The following is an 18,100-nucleotide window of genomic DNA, read 5'->3' as shown; positions in this document are numbered from 1 at the left end:
CGCCGACACCGGCCACGCGGAGCAGCACTGGGCGCGGGATTCCATCTCCACGCTCACGCTGCCCCGCCCAGGTGGGAAGAACCCGCACCGGACCCCACGGTTCCCATGGGATCGCTTAGCTGATTAGAGACGCTGCTGTCCGATCTCGGCTGGACAGCAGCCGAGCCCGTCCTCGAGGTGGACACCTACTACAGCCGGCCCGACGTCGACTTCATGCAGACCGTCGAATGCCTGCGGGTACGCCAGCGCGAGGACTTCGCGGAAATCACCTACAAGCCGGCATCCACCACGACCACACACAGCGCCAACAGTGTGATCTCCAAACCGGAGACCAACGTCCATCTTGCCTCCGCAGCCCAGGCCGCACTGGCCGACCGGCTGCTGGAAAGTATCGGCATGCGGCTCCTGGTCCGCGTTGAGAAAAACCGGACCGCCTACCGCCTTCCCCGACATCCGGACGTCACCATCAGCATCGACACCTTGGCCGACGCCGGTGTCTTCGTGGAGACGGAGGCAATCAGCGAGGACGCGGAAGCGGCAGCCCACACCGTCGAGCAGATCGAGAAGCAACTCGACATCGTGGACGCCCCCGCAGTCGAGCTGCCCTACCGCGACCTCGCCCTCAGGAGGAAATCTGGAGCACTTAAAGTATGACAAAGCAGACAGTGATCTGCAGCCAAGGGTCGAGCTCTACCCCCCCGACGCGACTGGATCCAGGAGCACGGGGCGGAGCTCTCGGCGTCGTCGACGGCACCGGCGGACACCAGAGGTACGCCGCACTCGACCACTTGCGCTGTCCCCTCGTCCCGGTGGCCCGCGTACCGCTGAGGGACTGCCACACCTTGTTGCGGGCTCACACCAAGCGTGCGGGCTTCAGCTTCTCTTGATAACCGTGGTCGGCGGCCCCTCTTTGCAGTTCGGCGCTCTGCTCACACGGTTCCACTGGTCCGCGCCCCAGCCACGGGCGCTGGAACAGCGGCACGCTCGGCGTTTCGGCCATCGCCGCTCCCACCCCCGGCCCATGCGCCGCAAGGGTCGATGCAGCCCACAAGCTCCGGCGCGCGCTCAATCCCAGGGCTGCCAACACGACTGAAATACAGGTGTTCGAAATTCCGGCTGGCTCGTTGAGCCACAGCAGGAGCCGCACGACCGTCAAGGGGGACCACGTTGAGTTCGGCCACGACACAAGCCCGCACGACTTCGCATCACATGACACGGGGCGAGGAGTACTCGTACCGCGACGACCCCAGTTGCAGGGCTCCTGTGCGGATGAGCACGGTCGCGATGGCGGAGCGGCTGCCCGCGCCGGCTTTCCGGGCGCTGAGCCGGCCCGGGCTGGGAGGCGCCCGGTGAGGAGGTTTTTCGGGCGGGTGCGGATGGCCGAGCCGGAGGTCTCCGACGCCGAGAAGGAACTCTTCGGCGGCCCTCTGCGCTACGACCTCGGCTGGTCGGAACACGAGCGTGCCCGGCTGGACTTGACGATGCTGTCGGCGCTGCGCTCCATGCCGAGGCTGGTCGGGGCGACCTTGCGGATGGCGTGGCAGGCGGACCGGCGCGCGCTGTTCACGGTCGCTATTTGTGAGGTGGGGCAGGGTGTGGCTGCGGCGGTCGGGTTGCTCGCGGTCAACGCGGTCATGCACGCGCTGCTCGACTCGGGCCCTCCTGGGCAGCGGTTGCACGCGGTCCTGCCGGGCTTGTTCGCGGCCGCGGGAGCGGCCGTGGTGAACTCGGGCCTGGCCGGGTGGTCCACTTCGCGGGCGGGCCGGCTGGAGCCGCTGGTCGAGCGGATCGCCACCACCCAGTATCTGGCGGCCGCGGCGTCGGTGGAGCTGGAGGCCATCGAGGACCCGGAGTTCAGGCGGCTGATCGACGTCGCCCAGTACGGCGCTGGATCCGCCCGCCGCATGATCAGCGCCTGCGTGGCCGCGCTGAACGGGACCATCTCCCTGATCTCCACGGCCGGCGTCCTCACCATCCTCCACCCGATCCTGCTGCCGATGCTGATCCTGATCGCGGCGCCGCGCGGCTGGGGCGCGATGCGGGTGGCGCAGGAACGGTACGTGTCGGTGATGACCTGGGTCGAACACGTGCGGGCCAGCCGCCTGATCGGCAACCTGCTCACCGAGCGCACCGCCGCCCAGGAGGTGCGCATCCACGCCGTCGGCCCGTTCCTGCTCAGTCGCTACGAGCGGATGGCCGAGAGCGCGGAGGCCGAGCAGGAGCGGCTGGCCGCCGGCAAGGCCGTCACCGAGTGGGTGGCCGCCGCGCTGTCCGGGCTCGCCATGGCGGCGACGTACGCGGCCATGTTCGTGCTGATCACGGGCGGGCACATGAGTCTGGCCGTGGCCGGGACCGCCGTCATCGCCGTCCGGTCCGGTTCGGCGAGCCTGGGCGCGCTGGTGATGAACGTGAACCAGCTGCACGAGGAGTCCCTCTACGTCCGCGACCACTCCCGGTTCCTGGACGAGGCGGCACGCCGCACCATCCCCGACGGAGGCGAACTGGTTCCGGCACAGGTGCGGCAGGTCGTCCTCGACCAGGTCAGCTACCGCTACCCGGACCGGGACACCCCCGCCCTGGACGGCGTGTCCCTCACGCTGCCCATGGGCACGGTCACGGCCGTTGTCGGCGAGAACGGCTCCGGTAAAAGCACACTGATGAAGGTGTTGTCGGGCCTGCTGCTGCCACAGAGCGGGACCGTGCGCTGGGGTGAGGCCGACGTCGCTTGTCTGGACCGCTTCCAGGTCTTCGACCGCGTCACGCTGCTCACCCAGGACTTCCAACGCTGGCCCGTGACCGCGGCGCTGAACATCCGCATCGGCCGGCCCGCCCAGGACGCCGACCCCGAGGACCTGCAGCCGTCCGTCGACTACGCGGGCGCCGGAGCGGTGATCGCGAGACTCCCCCACGGCCTGCACAGCCTGCTGGCCCGGATGTTCCGCGGCGCCAGCGAACTCTCCGGCGGCGAATGGCAGAAGATCGGACTCGCCCGAACCCACTGGCGCAGCTCCACCTCGGATGCTAACGGCGTCCTCATCGTGGACGAGCCCACCTCCGCCCTCGACCCTAAAGCCGAGATCGTCGCCTTCGACCGCATCCGCCGGCTCGCCGCCCCCAACCGGGCCGTCGTCCTCGTCACCCACCGCATGTCCGGCGTCCGCCACGCCGACCGCATCTACGTCCTGCACCACGGACGACTCGTCGAACACGGCAGCCACGACGAACTCATGGCCGCCAACGGGCGCTACGCCTCGATGTTCCAGGCACAAGCAGCCCAGTACACCCCCACCGGCACCATCCCCCGACCCGTCTCCCCCACCACCGCAGATCCCGCATGACCCACTCGAAAGGCCCAGCGTGACGAGTCCTCCCATCCCCAATCAGGATCGTAAAAGGAGCCGAATGACGACCCCCCCCCAGCCGCTGCCGGCTACTGGGAGCTGCTTTGGGCCGGGGGACGCCGATACCGCGAGGTCAACCGCACCGAGGCCACGCTGCTGGCCGACCATGTCGGACCCGGCCGCGGACGCCCGGCACTCGACATCGGCACCGGCGACGGCGCCCTCGCCCGCCACCTCCATCAGCTCGGTTACCGCACCACTGGCATCGACTTCGCGCCCAGCGCCGTCGCCGCAGCCCGCAACACCCAGGTTCCCCAGTACCGCGGTGGTCCGGCCTGGCGGCTGATGGACTTCGCCACCGAGAGCCTGAGTGCGCTCCCGGATCCCGCGTATGCGGTCGTCACGTGCCGCCTGGTCTACCGGTGGATGGACGACAAGCCGGCTTTCCTCCACCGCGTCCGGCAAGTCCTCGCCCCCGGCGGGACCTTCTGGGTCGTGACCGAACTCGCTGGCCGCCGCGAGGCCGGCGACCCCTACCGTCACCTCGGGATCACGCCCGCAGAAGCCGAGATCCTTACCGCGGGCTGGTCCGTCGTACGCACGACGGACCTCGACGTACTGCGCTGCTACGCACTGCGCCCCTGAACATCGGAGCCACAACGTTGGACATGGAACGGCAGACCCGCCTCACCTGGGAGGCGTACGGCCAACACCACCTGCGGCGGGGCACGCCCCTCACAGAGGTGGACCGGATCGCCTGGGGTCCCGCAGCGGACGGGCCGGGGGACGGCATTCTCGGGGACCTCAGCGGTCTGCGCGTCCTGGACATCGGCTGCGGCCCCGCTCGACACGCTGCCCACCTGGCCCGCGCCTACGGCGCTCAAGTGGACGCCGTCGATGCTTCCCTCAGCCAGATCGAGCGGGCCCGCGCCCGCTACCCGAATGTGACGGGCCTGCGGCTGGTCCACGCCGACGCCGTCGCCCACCTGAGCACGGCAACGCCGTACGACGTGATCTACTCCCTCAGCACTTTCCACTTCCTCGACCCGCACCGCCTCCTGCCCACCCTGGCGACTGCCCTCAAACCGGGCGGACGGCTGTACTTCACCGTGCTTCACACCAACTCCCACGGCGATGGTTCCGCCTCGACCGTCACTCCCCGCCCGGAGCTCCTGCGCTTGGCAGGCGGCGGCGACCTCACCGTGCACATGTGGGTGCTCACCACCGAGTTGTGGGAAGACCTGCTCGTGCAGTACGGGTTGCGCGTGCAGGGCATCACCGTCCTCGACGCGCCGGAGCAGAACAACCCCGTCTCCTACCGGCTGTTCCAGGTCCACTGACCGGCCCGGATCACCGGCCGGCGTTGGCAATTCCATCTACATATGGGAAGGGGCCCGCGTGGACTCCCTCGAGCTCGGCCGCCAGCCAGGCCCGCCACTCCGGCTTCATCCGCGACAGAAGCCCGGACGGCCCCTTGGACCGCAGTGCCTCCGTACCGCCGTCCCGCCAGCGGGCATGCCAGGCATAGGCGGACTTCCGAGAGACCCGCAGTCGCCGCGCGACCTGCGGCGGCGACACCCCTTGCGTAAATAACTCGGCGACCTCAAACCGCACCTGCTCCCGCCGAGCCCGCTGCTTTGCGGTCAGGCCACCCCCATCGGTATACCTCATACCACCGGACTACACCCGAAGGGATAGCTGAGTACCATCCGGCCAAGGTCCGGATCGGAACTGCCGGTCTCCGGGTGGGAAGAACGAGAAGCGGTGTCCGCATGCATCCCCTTGACGCGCTGATCCGGCGCTACGTCGCGCCTCTCGCCAAGGCCGCCGGCTGCATCAGATCAGGGCGAACATTTCGCCTGATCGCGGACAGCGGCGACCAGGCAATGTTCGACTTCCACACGCACGCCGTGGACCCGGACATGGTCGTCTTCGAAGTCAACTGGCACATTGCGCCGCTCCCGTACTGGGAATGGATCACTCGCCAGCGCGTGCCCACCCCGAAGCTGACAAACAGCTCAGGAGCCATGGCTACATGCCGGGTCATGCCCCCGCAGGAGGCCGCGCACCACCCCCGCGACGGGTTCCCGTTCTTCCGCGAGCGGTGGGTGTTCCCGTACGAGGGCAGTGACAAAATCTGCGGCCAGGCCCTGGAGAGAACCCTTCGGGAAGAGACGCTTCCGCGTATGCGGCACCTCCTCGACCGGTCCAACCTGCTGGAGGTCGTGCGCAGCAGGGACGTGTCACTGGTGATGCGGATGAATCCGCTAGCGCGTGAGATCGTCCTGCGGGTGGACAGCGGTCCGGTTGAGGAGATCAGTGCCCTGATCGCCCAGGAGGAGGCGACGGGCCGCTTCCCTCCCTTCGCGCAATGGGCACGCCGACGCCTGGCCGAACGCATCCCGAACTGAAACAACAACCTGGGCAACCCGTCTCCTGCACCGTTGACGCCCTCACCGGGGAACCGCGCCCGGCTGAAGCGGGTGCAGTGCTGACCCGATGGTTCATCGCCGAGACCAGGCTCAACCTGACGGCGCCCCAAGTCACCCCGAGGCGAAACCCTCAGTAGCCCGGCTCGATGTCCAGGGCCTGGCGGTGGCGGCCGCGCGGATGCTGCGGCGTGACGGCTGGCGGATAGTCGACCTGAGCACGCGGAAGGGGCGACCGCGCCTGTACGCCCGAGACCGCCGCGGCCGCGAACTCGACATCGCGATCCGCCCAGTCAGGACAGCCGACGAGCACCAGGGCGAGAGCGGGCCCCCTCCCCTGCGGGAGGCGGGCAGGCCCGGCGTCGACCGCCTGATCCGGCTCGTCATCCACCTCGGCAGCTTCAGTCGCACGGACGTGCTCTGGGCCTCCCGCCAGGGCGGCATCCGTCTTCTCGACGGCCAGCAGCTGCAGCGCTGGGCACTCGTCCGTCCGGCCTTCCCAGCAGTTCAGACCAGACGGTGCCGCCGGCGGCCGCAGGCACGATGCCGAACTGCAAGGGAAAGTCGGTAAAGGCGGCGCGTGCTGCCCTCGACGGCAGCACGTCGATCAGCGTCAAGGACGCCTCGGCTGAGGATCGTTGGGTGCTGGTGGAGAGCAACTGGCACGTGTGTAGCCAAAGCCCGGGCGCCGGCGCCGAGTTGAGAGGCGGTACGTGACCCTTTGCCCGGTTCGCCGTTGTGTGTGGATGAGGCGCAGTGATCGGTTGCTCGGGGTGAGCCGATACCGGGTGCCGAGCGACGGAACTCAGTGGGCGGCAACCGGCTCGGACGACGGCTGCCACTCCCGCCTGATCAGCCCGTAGACCCACGAGTCAGAGACCTCGCCGTTGACGACGCAGTCTTCCCGCAACGTCCCTTCACGCACGAAGCCGAGCTTCTCGAGCACGCGGGCAGAAGCCACGTTGCGCGTATCGGTCTCAGCTTGGACGCGATTGAGGTCCAGCGTGTCGAATGCCCACCGCAGCAGAGCGTGCGCGGCCTCGGTCGCGTAGCCGTGGCCCCACGCTGCATCGTCGAAACAGTAGCCAAGCGACGCGCTGCGGTAGTCCGGATTCCACCTGTTCAGGCTGCACCAGCCGATGAACGCCCCGTCGCAGACACGATCTACGGCCAGCCGCGCCCCGGTGCCCTCCTGTGCCATCTGCCGGCAAGCCGTGATGAACGTCTCGGCGCGCTCGCGTTCGCTCCACGGTGGCGCGTCCCAGTAGCGCAGCACGTAGGCGCTGCTGTGCAGGGCGAAGAGGTCGTTCGCATCCGCGTCTTCGAAGGCACGCAGTCGAAGGCGAGCGGTGTGCAACGAGGGGGTGGGCAGCGACGTCCTCATCTTCCCTCCCTCATCGGTGGCCGATCAATCAGACATCCGTTGCGGGTCACTCGCAACGGGTTTTCTCGGCGGGCCGGCACAACGAGCTGTCCGCTCATCGGCGCGACCGAGCGCCCCCAAAGGGCGGCAGTTGAGGTGATGCCCGGGTTGGCCTTTCGGTTGGGCTGAGCAGGCTGTGTGTTGCGGCCCGCCGGAGGGGCTTGGGCCGTGGCAGGGTGAACAGCCCCTGTTCGGTCTCGGCCAGGATCCCCGCTCGGCGAACCGCTTGAGCTTGAGAGGGAAGATCCGGCGCGAAGTGGTGGGCCAGATACATACCGCCCTGTGAAGGGACAGCCCGTGATGTTCAAGCTTCCTTGGTGCAGGTCATGCAGCATGCGCTGCGGGGTGCTTGAAGACCTGCCGCTGATGCCAGTCGACGTACTGCGCGTCGATGGCCCGGTGGCCGGGCCGAGGCGTCGCAACACGTTGGCCGTGCAGGGCGTCGACAGCCTGCCCGGCCGTGCTTCGGGCCACGTACCAGCGGGAGACCTGGATCCGCAGGTCCGGCCCAAGTCCCAGCACACCGAGGTCGAAGAGCGTGTGGTGCAAGGAGCACAACGCCAGGCCGTTGTTCACCTCGTCCGGACCGTCCTGGCTGTGCCAGCGCACATGGGCGGCCTCCACACCCACCGGATTGCGGCCGAGGGCGCCATCGAACCCGCAAAAGGCCCACGCGTAGGCGTAGGCGTCCAGGACGTCCTCTACGAAACCCGGCCGCCGCGCCCGCTGCAGTCTTGGCCCCGGGACGGAGATCGCGTGCGTATGCCAGCCGGCCGGGTCGAGGCCGACGGCGTCACAGATGGGTGCTTGTAGAGCCGGGGTGAAGTGCTGCTCCAGCAGCAGCCTGGCAGCCGCCGCCACGGTGCCCGGGTCGGCGAGCAGCCGCTCCACCTCAGGGCGCATCCGGCCCTGGGCGCCTTGGGCGCGCAGCCACCCTCCCCGATCCGGATCGGTCGGAGGTATCGGCCGGCCAACGCTGTCACGCACGTCCCACAGGGTGCGTTCCAGGTGCACGAAGGGCATCGCGGCACGCTGCCTGGCCTGTGACGGGTTGGTCATCACCGGACCGAAGTCATTGATCAGCCGGCTGACGGGGCCTTCGGCTTCGTCGTAGGTGACCGCGGTACTCCCCAAGGTGACGAACCGGCCCAGCAGCCACAGCACCAGCAACGGCTTGTGCGGCGCGCGATGCGCTCCGATCCGCGCCTGCCGCAAGCCCGACAGCGCGCTCGCCAGTTCGTCCCGGGTCATCACGCGCCCACCTTGCCATGATCCGCGAGGAAGCGTGCCCTCGGTGCAGGCGGGCCGCAGCCGCCATCGCCTTTGCCGCCCACCTGAGCAGCCCACGCTCTGCCAGGGCTGCGCGGCCGCCGCGGGCCTGACGGACACACGCGACATGATCGACCGCCGGCGGGCCAGGGGTCAGCCAGCTGCATGTGCTCATGGACGAAGCTGTCGGCGGTCACGTAGTTCCCCACGAAGAGCCCCGGCTTCCCCGCCCGCATGGTTGCACAAGCCCGATGTCTCCTGCGGCTGGTGATCCGCAGAGGATTCGCTCCGGTCGGCTCAGCCGATAAGGGCTGGCTCGCGCCCCGTCTCGTGCCTCAAAATCCTCGGCGTGACAGACACGGGATGCACCGAAGAAGAGACGCCGGACGGGCTGCTGGGCTGGTGCCTGGTGGCCAACGTGGCGCGGGAAACCGCGCATGGCGAGAGCGGCCTCGACATCCAGCACGGCACGAAGCACTTCCGTGCCGGCGCCCTGCTGTGGCTCCCGCCCGTCCGCTGGGACCCCGGCCACGGTCGCTGGCCTGCGGTGGGCCGACACCGAGGCAACAGCCGCCGGTACGTCCACATGATCGTACGCCCCCAGGACCTGGAGAACTTCCGGGTCAAGGGTGTCTACAGCGAAGCACTGGTGCGCAGCCTCAACGGCTACGACCACGACCCGGCCGCCCCGCGGACCCTGCAGAACCCGTGGACCCGCGAACGGGCCCAGGACTGGGCGGACGCCCGGAACCACTTCCGGGAGCCCGTCTTCATCGAAGACCACCCCTACGCCCACCCGCGGATCTCTGTTCCCAACCCTCCCCCGGCAGAGATCCAGATCGACGGTGAGACCCTCCACCTCGCCCGCTACGGCACCAAAGGAGCCCACTACAGCCGCACGCCCCCTCCCATGGAATGGACCCCCGAGCCGTGATCCGCACGTTCGAACGACAGAGCGGGGAAGTCGGCACCATGGGTGGGGAAATACCTGACGTTCCACAGAAGCGATCCGCTGAAGTCCCGTTCGCCTCGCCCTCACACCCCCGGCTCGTGGAACGCCAAAGACTTCCCCCGTGTCAGGCAGGGCTGCACCAGACGGTGACGACGATGTCGTGTCCCAGCGTGTCGTCCACGACACGGTGCAGGGCAAGGTCGACGACACGATCATCAAGAGGACGGAAGGGGTGGCTGGGATCCGGCATTCCCAGCAGCGGTCCCAACGCGTCGATCGCGGGCTTCCACAGCGTGGACCAGTTCCGCCGCCCGGACACCTCAAAGCACAGCACCAGCCGCAGTGCATCCCCGGGAATCGGTTCGCTCTGCACCACACGGCAGGCCCGGTGAAGTGTCAGCTTCCAGGCGGGAGAGGTGGCGGACATGCTCGTCCGCACGGAGAAAAGCGGCTCGGCTTGTTCCGCGTTGCCCGGGCTGCGCAGCACAGCCGGTCCGATGGCAATCGTGGAGTGAGGGGCGTGCCGTTTACGGGCGAAGAACGCATCGAAGCGGCCGGCCCCGAATCGGCGGGCCAGCGGGAACAGGTAATTGTCCAGGTCGCGGCCACCGCGGGTGAGCGCCACATCGCGAGCCAGGCCGACATCCAGCACCAGCGCCAACGACCGCGCGCTGTCCTCGGCGACGCCTTCAGGGGCCAGGGCCGCGACGGAATCCAGATAGGCGATGAGACGCTGCCGGCTTGGATGGCCGGCCCCATCCCAGCTCTCCAGGACCGGCGGCACCGGCAGCTTGACGGGGGCGACAGCAGGCGGCGAAAACAGTACGGGCACGCCCCCAGTCTCCCCCGGCTCGGCCTGTCTGAAGTCCCCGGATCGGCCCAGGCGTTCCCCCGTGTCCACGCCGACCCGCGGCCGGCAACCCCGCCCTCGGGCCGGCCCGGCCGGGTGCGCACCGTGAGGGCTGTTGCGCGACGTTGAAGATGTGCAGAAAGGCGACGTGGTCACTGTCGATAAAGCAGCGTAAAACAACCCCGGCGACCGCCAAGCCGTCGGGGTTGTGGTGAACACGGTGTCGGTCTCGTGGTCACGGCGTCGCGTGCGTTTTGGCAGCGGCAGGACAGTCGTGGAGGTGGGGCTGGAGTCCTGCGATGTTGAGGATGGGGTCTTCTCCTTCCGGGATTTCGAAGACGAAGAGTACGCCGGAGGAGGTGGCCTCGATGGCGCACTGATTGCCGAAGGTCAGGGGCGTGTAGGGCCGCCAAAAGCAACCAGCGCGGTCGAGAGCGGCGATCAGGTCGGCGTACTTCGGGTGGCCGGGGAACGTCTGCCTGTCGGACAGACCGGCCGGGAGTTCGATGACATCACGCCAGGTCTGGAGGCAGATCAGGACGACCTTCTGGCAGCGGCAGACGCTCAGCTCAAGGTCGCCGTAGGTGAACAGACGCGGCCATGACCGACGCTTCTCGACGACCACTTCAAAGGGCTCACCGAGCGCTTTGGTGACCGTGTCCCAGGCCGCGCCGTTCGCGACCGGGCCCACCTGCCCCGACCGGGCGAGTTCTGTCAGGACGTCGACTAGCTCCATGAGGGTGGAGCCTGTCACCTGCGGTAATGGGCTGTCCAACTGTTTCGTGCGAGGTCAGGCCGCTGCGGCCACGGAGTCCGGCAGCGGCCCGAGGGCCACTCGCTCGCGTGCGTCTCGGTGATGCGACTCGGGTCGAGGACTCGTCGACGATGCCCTTCTCCTCGGTCAACGCGGCGATGAGGAACTGCCAGGCGATGTTGTTGACCGAGCGGGGCAGGCCGCGGCTGGTGAGGTGGATCAGCTCGACGGCGTCGTCGGAGAACAGGCGGCTCACTTTGCCTGCCACGGCACCAGCGACCGGACAAACCCCTCCCAGAGCCAGCTACTCCTGCACGACCACGACACCAGCCCGCTCACCGTCTCCGCTCTCACTCAGGTCAACCTCACACGTGCGCAGTTGGCGTTTCTCTCTGCCTGCAGTACTGCGGACCCGGGCCGCGAGGACCTCTTGGACGAGGCAATCCACCTCACCAGCGCTTTCCAACTCGTCGGATTCCCGCACGTCGTCGGAACCCTGTGGCCGATCGACGACCGCCTGGCCGCCGAGATCGCCGAATCCTTCTACGCCCGCCTCACAACCGGACCGTCAGGAACGCTTGACCCCAGCCAATCCGCTGCCGCCCTTCACCAAACCATCCAAGCGGTACGAGACCGCTATCCGGCGACCCCCTCGCTGTGGGCCGGCTACCTCCACGCCGGCGCGTAGACCAGGCCGTCGTGGTCGTTGCCCAGCCATCGTGTTGCAGCAGACGTACCCCTGCGGCCTTCGCGTGATCGCGGCCCTGTGACGGAACGCATGAGCATGCGGGGGCCGTCCGCCTGTCCGGCCAATTCCCGGGTGAGTGACGGTGTACGACTCACACCGCCACGCGGCCTGGGGGGCCGGTGTGGTCATGACGGTCTCGAATTCGACGGGGGCAGCCGGCCGAGCGAGGCTTGCCGGCGGCGTCGGCGGCAGGTCCTCTCGATCCAGGTCACGATCGCGATCCGCAGTTGCTGACGGGTTGCCCACGAACGGCGGTCGAGGACGTTCGTCTGCAGCAGGCTGAAGAAGGACTCCATGGCCGCGTTGTCGCCTGCCGCCCCGACCCTTCCTATCGAACCGGCCATCCCGTGGCCGTCGAGCGCCCGAACGAATTTCCGCGACCGGAACTGCGACCCGCGATCGGTGTGCAGAATGCACCCAGCGACGTTCTCACGCCCGGCAATGGCGTTGTTCAGGGCGGTCACGGCGAGACGGGACTTCATCCGCGCGTCGATGGAGTAGCCGACGATCCTCTTGCTGAAGACGTCCTTGATCGCACAGAGATACAACTTCCCTTCGCTGGTGGCGTGTGCGGTGATGTCAGCGAGCCACAGGCGGTTCGGACCATCCGCGGTGAAGTCACGGCGGACCAGGTCGTCGTGCACCGGCGGGCCGGCTCTTTTGATCGTGCCACGCCTCTTGCCGAACCCGCTCCACCAGCGGTTGTCCCGGCAGATCCGCCACGCGGTCCGGTCGGCCATGACCGACCCCGCGCCGCGTGCTTCATCGGCCAGGAAGCGGGTGCGGTTCGTTTCGAGGGAAGTTCGTGATCAAGCGGTAAGACGGTATTCCTGCTGGTCGGGTGAGGGGTAGAGACGCTGGTGCTCGCGGGCGGTGTGGTAGTTCCAGTAGGCGTCGAGGTCGCCGTTGGCGGCCACGGTGCGGAGCTTGAGGACGGCTTCAGCGCCGTGCAGTCCCCAGTGGGCGCCGGTGATGTCGAGGCGGTCGGCGATCAGGTGTCGGCAGGCGCCTTCGACTGCCCCGGTCTTGTGGAAGCTGTGCGCGGCCGTCCAGCAGTACTCCGCGACGTGCACGAAGTCGAGCACGATGTGTACCGGGGCGTCTTGCCGGGCGGCCTCGGCGTCGATCAGATCGAGTTGGTGGCGGGCGCCGTCGACGAGCACGACCCAGGGCCGCTGGTGAGCGGGATCGCGGGCTTCGGTCTGGTCGAAGGCGTCGGTGATGACCTGCCCGGGCGGGTCACTCGCCCCGGGCGCCAACTCGTCGCGGAACGAGACCCGTTGGAGCCCACGGCAACCCGCAACTGCCCCCACTGCCAGCAGCCCATTCGACGTCTTCGCCGACCAGCACCCCGCACTGCTCGACAAGAAGCTGCTGACTCGCTTCTACCGGCCCTCGACGCTGGCAAGCACCCCAGCGAGGACCGGCTGGGTCGAGCCCGACATCGCGCCCTTCCCCTGGCAGCACCCCGACCGGTGAGGCAGAACGATCCCGTTGGCCTCGTCTGCGGCGGGCCCAGACGACCCGGTCCCTTCACGGGGTGGGGCCGATTCACGCCGTCGCGGCGGCGCCAGATGACGGCTCTGGCACAGATCTTGGGGAGCGGTCGCGGCGCGTCACCGCGGTGTTCGATTTCGTCAGAGCACTGTGAGGTGAGACCTCGTACGCCGCATCAATCCGGCCGATCAGTTGCGAGAACTTGCCGACTCCGATGCGATACGCCTGTAGTTCGAGCAGGCCGGCTCTGGCTGTATCCGTTGGTGGGTCAGTGCGCGAGTACGTCCGGGAAGCCGAACATCGCGACCAGTGCGGGATCGTGGAACTTGATCACGCGGGAGACGCCGGTGGCGGTGGGAGTCAGCACCACGACGCCGTCGGCTTGGAGCGCGCCGTCCGCATCTCGGTGATACACGACGGCGGCGGGTTGACCGTTGGCTGTGGTGGCGATCATCCGCCAGTCGCCCGGTGTGCCCAACACGTACGCGTCGAGCACGTGGATGCACATCGCCCGGCCCGCCTGCCAATCGCGGAACGGCGTCGCCTCCAGCGTGGCATCCGTGCGCAGCACCTGTTCCAGCAGGCCAGCGTCGGAGCGTTCGAAGGCCGCGACGTAGGCGTCGAGAAGCGCGCGTGCCCGTTGGTCGGTCGGTTCGAGTAGTTCCTCGGGCTCCGGCTCCAGTTCGTCCAGCCGGGCGCGGGCGCGCTGTAGACCGCTCTTGACTGCCGCCGTGGTGGTGTCGAGGATCTCCGCGGTCTCGGCCGTCGAGAACGCCAGCACCTCGCGCAGAATGAGGATCGCGCGTTGGCGGGCGGACAGGTGCTGCAGGCTGGCGATGAGCGCCAGCCGCAGCGACTCGCGTACGACCACCACCGCAGCCGGATCGTCGGCGGGCGGGGCGATCCGTGCGTCCGGCAGCGGTTCCAGCCACGCGACCTCGCCCGGCGCAACGGGACTCGGCGGACGATCAGGTCCGTCGTATGGACCTGCCAGGCCTGAGGGCAGCACCCGGATCGGGCGCGGTTGCAACGCTCTGAGGCAGACGTTGGTGGCGATCTTGTAGAGCCAGGACCGAATCGAGGCGCGGCCCTCGAATCCGGAGTAGGACCGCCACGCCCGCAGATAGGTCTCCTGCACCAAGTCCTCGGCGTCGTGCGCCGAGCCGATCATGCGGTAGCAGTGCGCCAACAGCTCCCGGCGGAACCGCTCAGTCTCGGCAGTGAACCGATCTTGATTCGGTGCCGCCCGCATATCCGATGTCACCCCGGGAGCCTAGTACTACAACACGTCAGGGCGTGGTCCACGCGCCGACGCCGCCAACAATGCCAGGCCCCATGGCCACCATCGACGACGCGGGCACCCTCTCGCAGCGGCGGCATCCGCGATCAGACCTCGTCGAGCTGCAGGATCATGCCGCGGAAGGTCGCGTAGCGAGCCAGGTTCGCCGCGGCATCCTCGGCGGTGCGCCGGCCGATCTCAGACCCGAGCGCGGCTTCCAGCGCAGCCATGTCGTCCCAGTCCAGCATCACCACCATGTAGCACGGCTCGCCGATCACGGCCGCCGGCTCATGACTGCGCGTATAACGGCGCAGGCCCGGATACTGTTTCGCCAACGGAATGTGGACGTCGTTGTAGTGCCGTTCGAACGCGTCGACGTCGGATGGGGTGTCGTACATCACGACGAAACGCGCCACCGGCTTGGCGGCCGGATCCACGGTTGCGGTCATCCGTTTCAACTCCTGTCATGGGAAGCTCCGGTGTGCGACGCCACCGGCTCGGCACTTGGGGGGCCTCAGGGCAGCAGGGCCAGTTTGCCGACGGTGGCCCTGGCTTCCAGTTCCATCAGCGCTGTCGGGCCGTCGGCCAGTTCGTACACGGTGGGCAGGCTTGGGGCGAGCACGCCGGCCGCGATCAGCGCGGACAGCTCACCCATCAGCTCGCCGAAGATCTGCGGTTCGGCCTGGATCAGCACGCCGATATTCAGGCCGACGATGTGGACCTGGTGCTTGTACACCAGCTCCCAGTTGGTGATCGGGGCTTCGCCGCCTGCCACGCCGTAGACGACGACACGGCCGGTGACCCGCTTGGCCGCGGCCAGGCTGGCGGCGAAGGAGGCGCCGCCAGCCGACTCCAAAACCACATCGACGCCGGAACCCCCGGTCAGCTCCGTCACCTCGGCGGCGAGGTCGCCGCCGAGAGAGTCCAGGACGTGGTCGGCTCCCAGTGCCCGCACTGTCTCGTGCTTGCCCGGCGAGGCGGTGGCGATGACCGTCGCACCGTAGTGCTTGGCCATTCTCACCGCAGCCTGACCGGTCCCGCCCGCCGCGGCGTGGATCAGCACAAACTGCCCGGCAGCGATGCCGCCCAGAGGCTTGAGCGCGGCCAGCGCGGTGGGCCAGTTCACGACCAGACCCAGCGACTGCTGCTCCGTCCAGCCCGAAGGCACCGGCACCGCCGCAGCCGCGGGCAGGACCATGTACTCGGCGAACGCCCCGGTTCCGACGCCGACGACGCGGGCCCCCGGTTGCGGGCCGGGCACCGCCTCGCCCACCGCGACGACCTCACCGGCGGCCTCGAAACCCGCCAGATACGGTGGCCGCGGGCCGTCCAGGAACGTGCCGTGGGACTTCGAGATGTCGGCGAAGTTGACCCCGGCGGCGGTGACGCGGATCAGGACCTCGCCCTGACCGGGGCTCGGCACCGGCGCGTCGGTGATCAGGTGCATGTCCTGCGGGCCGTTGAGGGAAGTCTGCTGCAGCGCGCGCATGGTCGCGGGAATGCTCATCGGCGATCAGCCTTTCTTTCTCGGCGTACATGAGTGAGACCGACCGGCCCGTCATGCGGGCCGCGCCTCTCACCATGTAGATCCCGGCCACCACAAAAAGGAATCGACGGCTCTCGGATCGCGCGGGTCAGCTTCCGCCGAGGATGATCCTGCTGTTCATGTTGAGCTCGACCTCGCCTTACGGCGCGACGTGGGTTCACAACAGCGGGATCCGCTGAACGCTTCTGGCGCAGATCGTGGAGAGCGGTCGCGGAGCGTCACCGCAGTGGTCGATTGCGGCGGATCGCTCTCTCATGAGACCACGTGCGCCGTGCCGTCGAGTAGCGGTTACTGACGCTCCATCAAGTAGTCGCGGAGCTCTGCGCTCCGCGGCCGTTGCGCATGACGGTGCCGGTCATGCGGCCCGATGCATCAATGTGGAAGACACCGGTTTTCGACGGAATCGACGACATGTCTGTCGAGGCGGTGACCGCTGTCTTCGGCACGGTCGACATCGCGGCGAGCGGCCGGGCGGTGGGTGCGGTGTGTCCGGACTGTGCTCGTTTCTCGGACCGGGTGCACACTCCTACCAGCGCAGGTTGAAGGATCTTCCGCTCGGTGCGCAGGGCGTCGTGATCCAGCTGCGGGCCCGGCGCTTCATCTGCGGCAACGCCAACTGTTCGCGCCGCACCTCCGCCGAGCCGTTCGCGTTTGACCGCGCCGTACACGCGCTTCACCACGCGGTTGAAACCTCATGCTGGAGCGCGTCGGGCTCGCGCTGGCCGGACGGGCCGGTGCCCGGCTTGCTGCCCAACTGGGTCTTGGGGCTGGGCGGATGACATTGCTGCGCCGGGTCATGGCACTGCCAGATCCGCAGTTCACCACGCCGCGAGTGCTCGGGGTGGACGATTTCGCCACCCGGCGTGGCCATTCGTACGCCACCGTGATCACGGATGGCGAACGCCACCGGCCCATCGATGTCCTGCCGGGACGCGAAGCGGCGCCCTTGGCGACGTGGCTGGCGGCCCACCCGGGAGTTGAGGTGATCTGCCGTGACCGCGCCGGCGCCTACGCGGAGGGCGCCGCGCTCGGAGCCCCGCACGCACTCCAGGTCGCAGACAGGTATCACTTGCTGCAGAACCTCGGCCAGGCCGTCGAGAAGTGCGTTGCCGCACACCGCGACTGCCTGCGTTCCATCGCCCCACAGCCGGACCAGGCGGTCGCTGGCGAGAACGCAGACGCGGCCTTTGCCGTCGAGCCGCGCTCTCTCGCTTTGCCCTCCGGTCGGCGGCCCGAGCGAATGCGCGCCCACCACGCCCTGGTCCACGGCCTGCTGAGCAAGGGGATGGGGCTCCGCGCCCTCACTCGCCACCTGGGCCGGGGGCGGCACACCGTCCAGCGGTACGCGCGCGCCGCCCACTGGCAGGACATGGTCACCGGACGCAGTCCCCGCACCAGCCGACTCGACATGCACCATCACTACCTGCAGCGGCACATCGACGAAGCCGGCGGAAAGATCACCATCATCGAGTTACACAAGGAGCTCGCCAGCCGCGGCCACCCGGTGCCCTACAGCAGCCTGCGAGACTGGGCCCGCAGCCGCCTACAGTGGCCCGACGCGCCCGCCCCAGTCGCCGCGGCGCCCTCGGTCCGCACCGTCGTCGGCTGGATCACCCGCCACCCTGACACCCTCGGTGAGGAAGAGAATCGCCAGCTCAAGACGGTGCTCGACAGCTGCCCGGAGCTGGATCAAACCCATGAATTCGTACGGAACTTCGCTCGGATACTCACCCAGCACACCGGCGCTGACCTGCCGGACTGGATCAACACCGCCCGCGCCGCGCAGCTACCCGGGATCACCGGCTTCGCCCGCGGACTGACTTCCGACCTCGAAGCCGTGATCGCCGGACTGACTCTGCAATGGAGCTCTGGCGGCACCGAGGGCGCCGTGACACGCTTGAAGGCTCCCCTCCCTGGAGGACCCCGTTGCTGATCTCTCATTTCGAGGGGTGGGTGAGGAGGCGGGATAAGTGGGTGGTGCGGGTGCGCTCGGGGCGGTGGCCTTGCTTCCA

The 18,100-nt window shown here is 68.5% G+C and carries 18 protein-coding genes and 2 pseudogenes; 8 read left to right on the top strand and 12 right to left on the bottom strand.

Translation table 11 applies throughout. The features are described from left to right. The first annotated feature begins 132 nt into the window (after positions 1-132). The 4 genes from cyaB to AB0M27_RS41375 all read left to right on the top strand — a co-directional run bounded on the left by cyaB (position 133) and on the right by AB0M27_RS41375 (position 4,681). On the top strand, positions 133-654 hold the full coding sequence (cyaB, locus tag AB0M27_RS41390) for a class IV adenylate cyclase (RefSeq protein WP_365730265.1): 522 nt from the start codon (positions 133-135) through the stop codon (positions 652-654). Between the two features lie 695 nt (positions 655-1,349). Continuing rightward, positions 1,350-3,338 carry an ABC transporter ATP-binding protein gene (locus tag AB0M27_RS41385; protein WP_365730261.1) on the top strand — a complete coding sequence of 663 codons (1,989 nt, stop codon included), beginning with the start codon at positions 1,350-1,352 and terminating at the stop codon, positions 3,336-3,338. Between the two features lie 102 nt (positions 3,339-3,440). Beyond that, positions 3,441-3,986, top strand: a complete 546-nt coding sequence (locus AB0M27_RS41380; RefSeq protein WP_365730263.1) for a class I SAM-dependent methyltransferase — start codon at positions 3,441-3,443, stop codon at positions 3,984-3,986. 23 nt (positions 3,987-4,009) lie between these two features. Further along, entirely contained in the window at positions 4,010-4,681 is a 672-nt protein-coding gene (locus AB0M27_RS41375) for a class I SAM-dependent methyltransferase (RefSeq protein ID WP_365730259.1), read from the top strand. 10 nt (positions 4,682-4,691) lie between these two features. Here the strand turns inward: AB0M27_RS41375 and AB0M27_RS41370 are convergent, their stop codons facing one another. Further along, on the bottom strand, positions 4,692-5,012 hold the full coding sequence (locus tag AB0M27_RS41370) for a helix-turn-helix domain-containing protein (RefSeq protein ID WP_365730257.1): 321 nt from the start codon (positions 5,010-5,012) through the stop codon (positions 4,692-4,694). Positions 5,013-5,113: 101 nt separating this feature from the next. On the opposite strand from AB0M27_RS41370, the gene AB0M27_RS41365 reads away from it, so the two are divergent. After that, on the top strand, positions 5,114-5,752 hold the full coding sequence (locus AB0M27_RS41365) for a hypothetical protein (RefSeq protein ID WP_365730255.1): 639 nt from the start codon (positions 5,114-5,116) through the stop codon (positions 5,750-5,752). 151 nt (positions 5,753-5,903) lie between these two features. Here AB0M27_RS41365 and AB0M27_RS41360 read toward each other — a convergent pair whose 3' ends face one another. The 3 genes from AB0M27_RS41360 to AB0M27_RS41350 all read right to left on the bottom strand — a co-directional run bounded on the left by AB0M27_RS41360 (position 5,904) and on the right by AB0M27_RS41350 (position 8,444). Beyond that, positions 5,904-6,161, bottom strand: a complete 258-nt coding sequence (locus tag AB0M27_RS41360) for a hypothetical protein (RefSeq protein ID WP_365730253.1) — start codon at positions 6,159-6,161, stop codon at positions 5,904-5,906. Between the two features lie 414 nt (positions 6,162-6,575). Beyond that, positions 6,576-7,154 carry a GNAT family protein gene (locus AB0M27_RS41355; protein WP_365730251.1) on the bottom strand — a complete coding sequence of 193 codons (579 nt, stop codon included), beginning with the start codon at positions 7,152-7,154 and terminating at the stop codon, positions 6,576-6,578. Positions 7,155-7,517: 363 nt separating this feature from the next. Further along, positions 7,518-8,444, bottom strand: coding sequence for a phosphorothioated DNA-binding restriction endonuclease (locus tag AB0M27_RS41350; RefSeq protein WP_365730249.1), 927 nt, complete (start codon positions 8,442-8,444; stop codon positions 7,518-7,520). 367 nt (positions 8,445-8,811) lie between these two features. Between AB0M27_RS41350 and AB0M27_RS41345 the strand changes: the two genes are divergently transcribed. Beyond that, positions 8,812-9,396, top strand: coding sequence for a hypothetical protein (locus AB0M27_RS41345; RefSeq protein ID WP_365730247.1), 585 nt, complete (start codon positions 8,812-8,814; stop codon positions 9,394-9,396). A 142-nt stretch (positions 9,397-9,538) separates the two neighbouring features. On the opposite strand, the gene AB0M27_RS41340 is transcribed toward AB0M27_RS41345, so the two are convergent. Continuing rightward, positions 9,539-10,246: a hypothetical protein gene (locus AB0M27_RS41340; protein WP_365730246.1), complete on the bottom strand. Its 708-nt coding sequence runs from the start codon at positions 10,244-10,246 to the stop codon at positions 9,539-9,541. Positions 10,247-10,499: 253 nt separating this feature from the next. Beyond that, a complete protein-coding gene (locus AB0M27_RS41335; RefSeq protein WP_365730244.1) occupies positions 10,500-11,000 on the bottom strand; it encodes a hypothetical protein in 501 nt (166 codons plus the stop codon). A 232-nt stretch (positions 11,001-11,232) separates the two neighbouring features. On the opposite strand from AB0M27_RS41335, the gene AB0M27_RS41330 reads away from it, so the two are divergent. Further along, positions 11,233-11,706: a CHAT domain-containing protein gene (locus AB0M27_RS41330; protein WP_365730242.1), complete on the top strand. Its 474-nt coding sequence runs from the start codon at positions 11,233-11,235 to the stop codon at positions 11,704-11,706. Positions 11,707-11,895: 189 nt separating this feature from the next. On the opposite strand, the pseudogene AB0M27_RS41325 reads toward AB0M27_RS41330, so the two are convergent. The 6 genes and pseudogenes from AB0M27_RS41325 to AB0M27_RS41300 form a co-directional block, all read right to left on the bottom strand. Beyond that, positions 11,896-12,485 (bottom strand): annotated as a pseudogene (locus tag AB0M27_RS41325) (IS3 family transposase); the annotation flags it as partial. 90 nt (positions 12,486-12,575) lie between these two features. Beyond that, positions 12,576-13,004, bottom strand: a pseudogene (locus AB0M27_RS41320) (hypothetical protein); the annotation flags it as partial. A gap of 527 nt (positions 13,005-13,531) precedes the next feature. Further along, entirely contained in the window at positions 13,532-14,527 is a 996-nt protein-coding gene (locus tag AB0M27_RS41315; protein ID WP_365730239.1) for an RNA polymerase subunit sigma-70, read from the bottom strand. A gap of 122 nt (positions 14,528-14,649) precedes the next feature. After that, positions 14,650-14,991, bottom strand: coding sequence for an EthD family reductase (locus AB0M27_RS41310; protein ID WP_365730237.1), 342 nt, complete (start codon positions 14,989-14,991; stop codon positions 14,650-14,652). Between the two features lie 65 nt (positions 14,992-15,056). Next, the gene (locus tag AB0M27_RS41305; protein ID WP_365730223.1) at positions 15,057-16,049 is read right to left on the bottom strand and encodes a zinc-binding dehydrogenase; all 993 of its coding nucleotides are present in this window, start codon (positions 16,047-16,049) and stop codon (positions 15,057-15,059) included. A 341-nt stretch (positions 16,050-16,390) separates the two neighbouring features. Further along, positions 16,391-16,768 (bottom strand): hypothetical protein, encoded by a 378-nt coding sequence (locus tag AB0M27_RS41300; protein ID WP_365730222.1) that lies wholly within the window; start codon positions 16,766-16,768, stop codon positions 16,391-16,393. Positions 16,769-16,782: 14 nt separating this feature from the next. Here AB0M27_RS41300 and AB0M27_RS41295 point away from each other — a divergent pair, with 14 nt between their 5' ends. Beyond that, positions 16,783-18,021, top strand: a complete 1,239-nt coding sequence (locus AB0M27_RS41295; RefSeq protein ID WP_365730220.1) for an ISL3 family transposase — start codon at positions 16,783-16,785, stop codon at positions 18,019-18,021. Positions 18,022-18,100 lie beyond the last annotated feature (79 nt).

It is taken from the genome of Streptomyces sp. NPDC052107 (assembly GCF_040680215.1).
Lineage (GTDB): Bacteria > Actinomycetota > Actinomycetes > Streptomycetales > Streptomycetaceae > Streptomyces.
The sequence above is the reverse complement of the archived record's forward strand: the minus strand, read 5'-3'. Positions and strand labels throughout refer to the sequence as shown.

Excerpts from the sequence above, each read along its gene's own strand:
- AB0M27_RS41375 (WP_365730259.1), top strand. The coding sequence starts at position 4,010 with ATGGAACGGCAGACCCGCCTCACCTGGGAGGCGTACGGCCAACACCAC.
- AB0M27_RS41370 (WP_365730257.1), bottom strand. The coding sequence starts at position 5,012 with ATGAGGTATACCGATGGGGGTGGCCTGACCGCAAAGCAGCGGGCTCGG.
- AB0M27_RS41365 (WP_365730255.1), top strand. The coding sequence starts at position 5,114 with ATGCATCCCCTTGACGCGCTGATCCGGCGCTACGTCGCGCCTCTCGCC.
- AB0M27_RS41355 (WP_365730251.1), bottom strand. The coding sequence starts at position 7,154 with ATGAGGACGTCGCTGCCCACCCCCTCGTTGCACACCGCTCGCCTTCGA.
- AB0M27_RS41350 (WP_365730249.1), bottom strand. The coding sequence starts at position 8,444 with ATGACCCGGGACGAACTGGCGAGCGCGCTGTCGGGCTTGCGGCAGGCG.
- AB0M27_RS41335 (WP_365730244.1), bottom strand. The coding sequence starts at position 11,000 with ATGGAGCTAGTCGACGTCCTGACAGAACTCGCCCGGTCGGGGCAGGTG.
- AB0M27_RS41310 (WP_365730237.1), bottom strand. The coding sequence starts at position 14,991 with ATGACCGCAACCGTGGATCCGGCCGCCAAGCCGGTGGCGCGTTTCGTC.
- AB0M27_RS41305 (WP_365730223.1), bottom strand. The coding sequence starts at position 16,049 with ATGAGCATTCCCGCGACCATGCGCGCGCTGCAGCAGACTTCCCTCAAC.
- AB0M27_RS41295 (WP_365730220.1), top strand. The coding sequence starts at position 16,783 with ATGCTGGAGCGCGTCGGGCTCGCGCTGGCCGGACGGGCCGGTGCCCGG.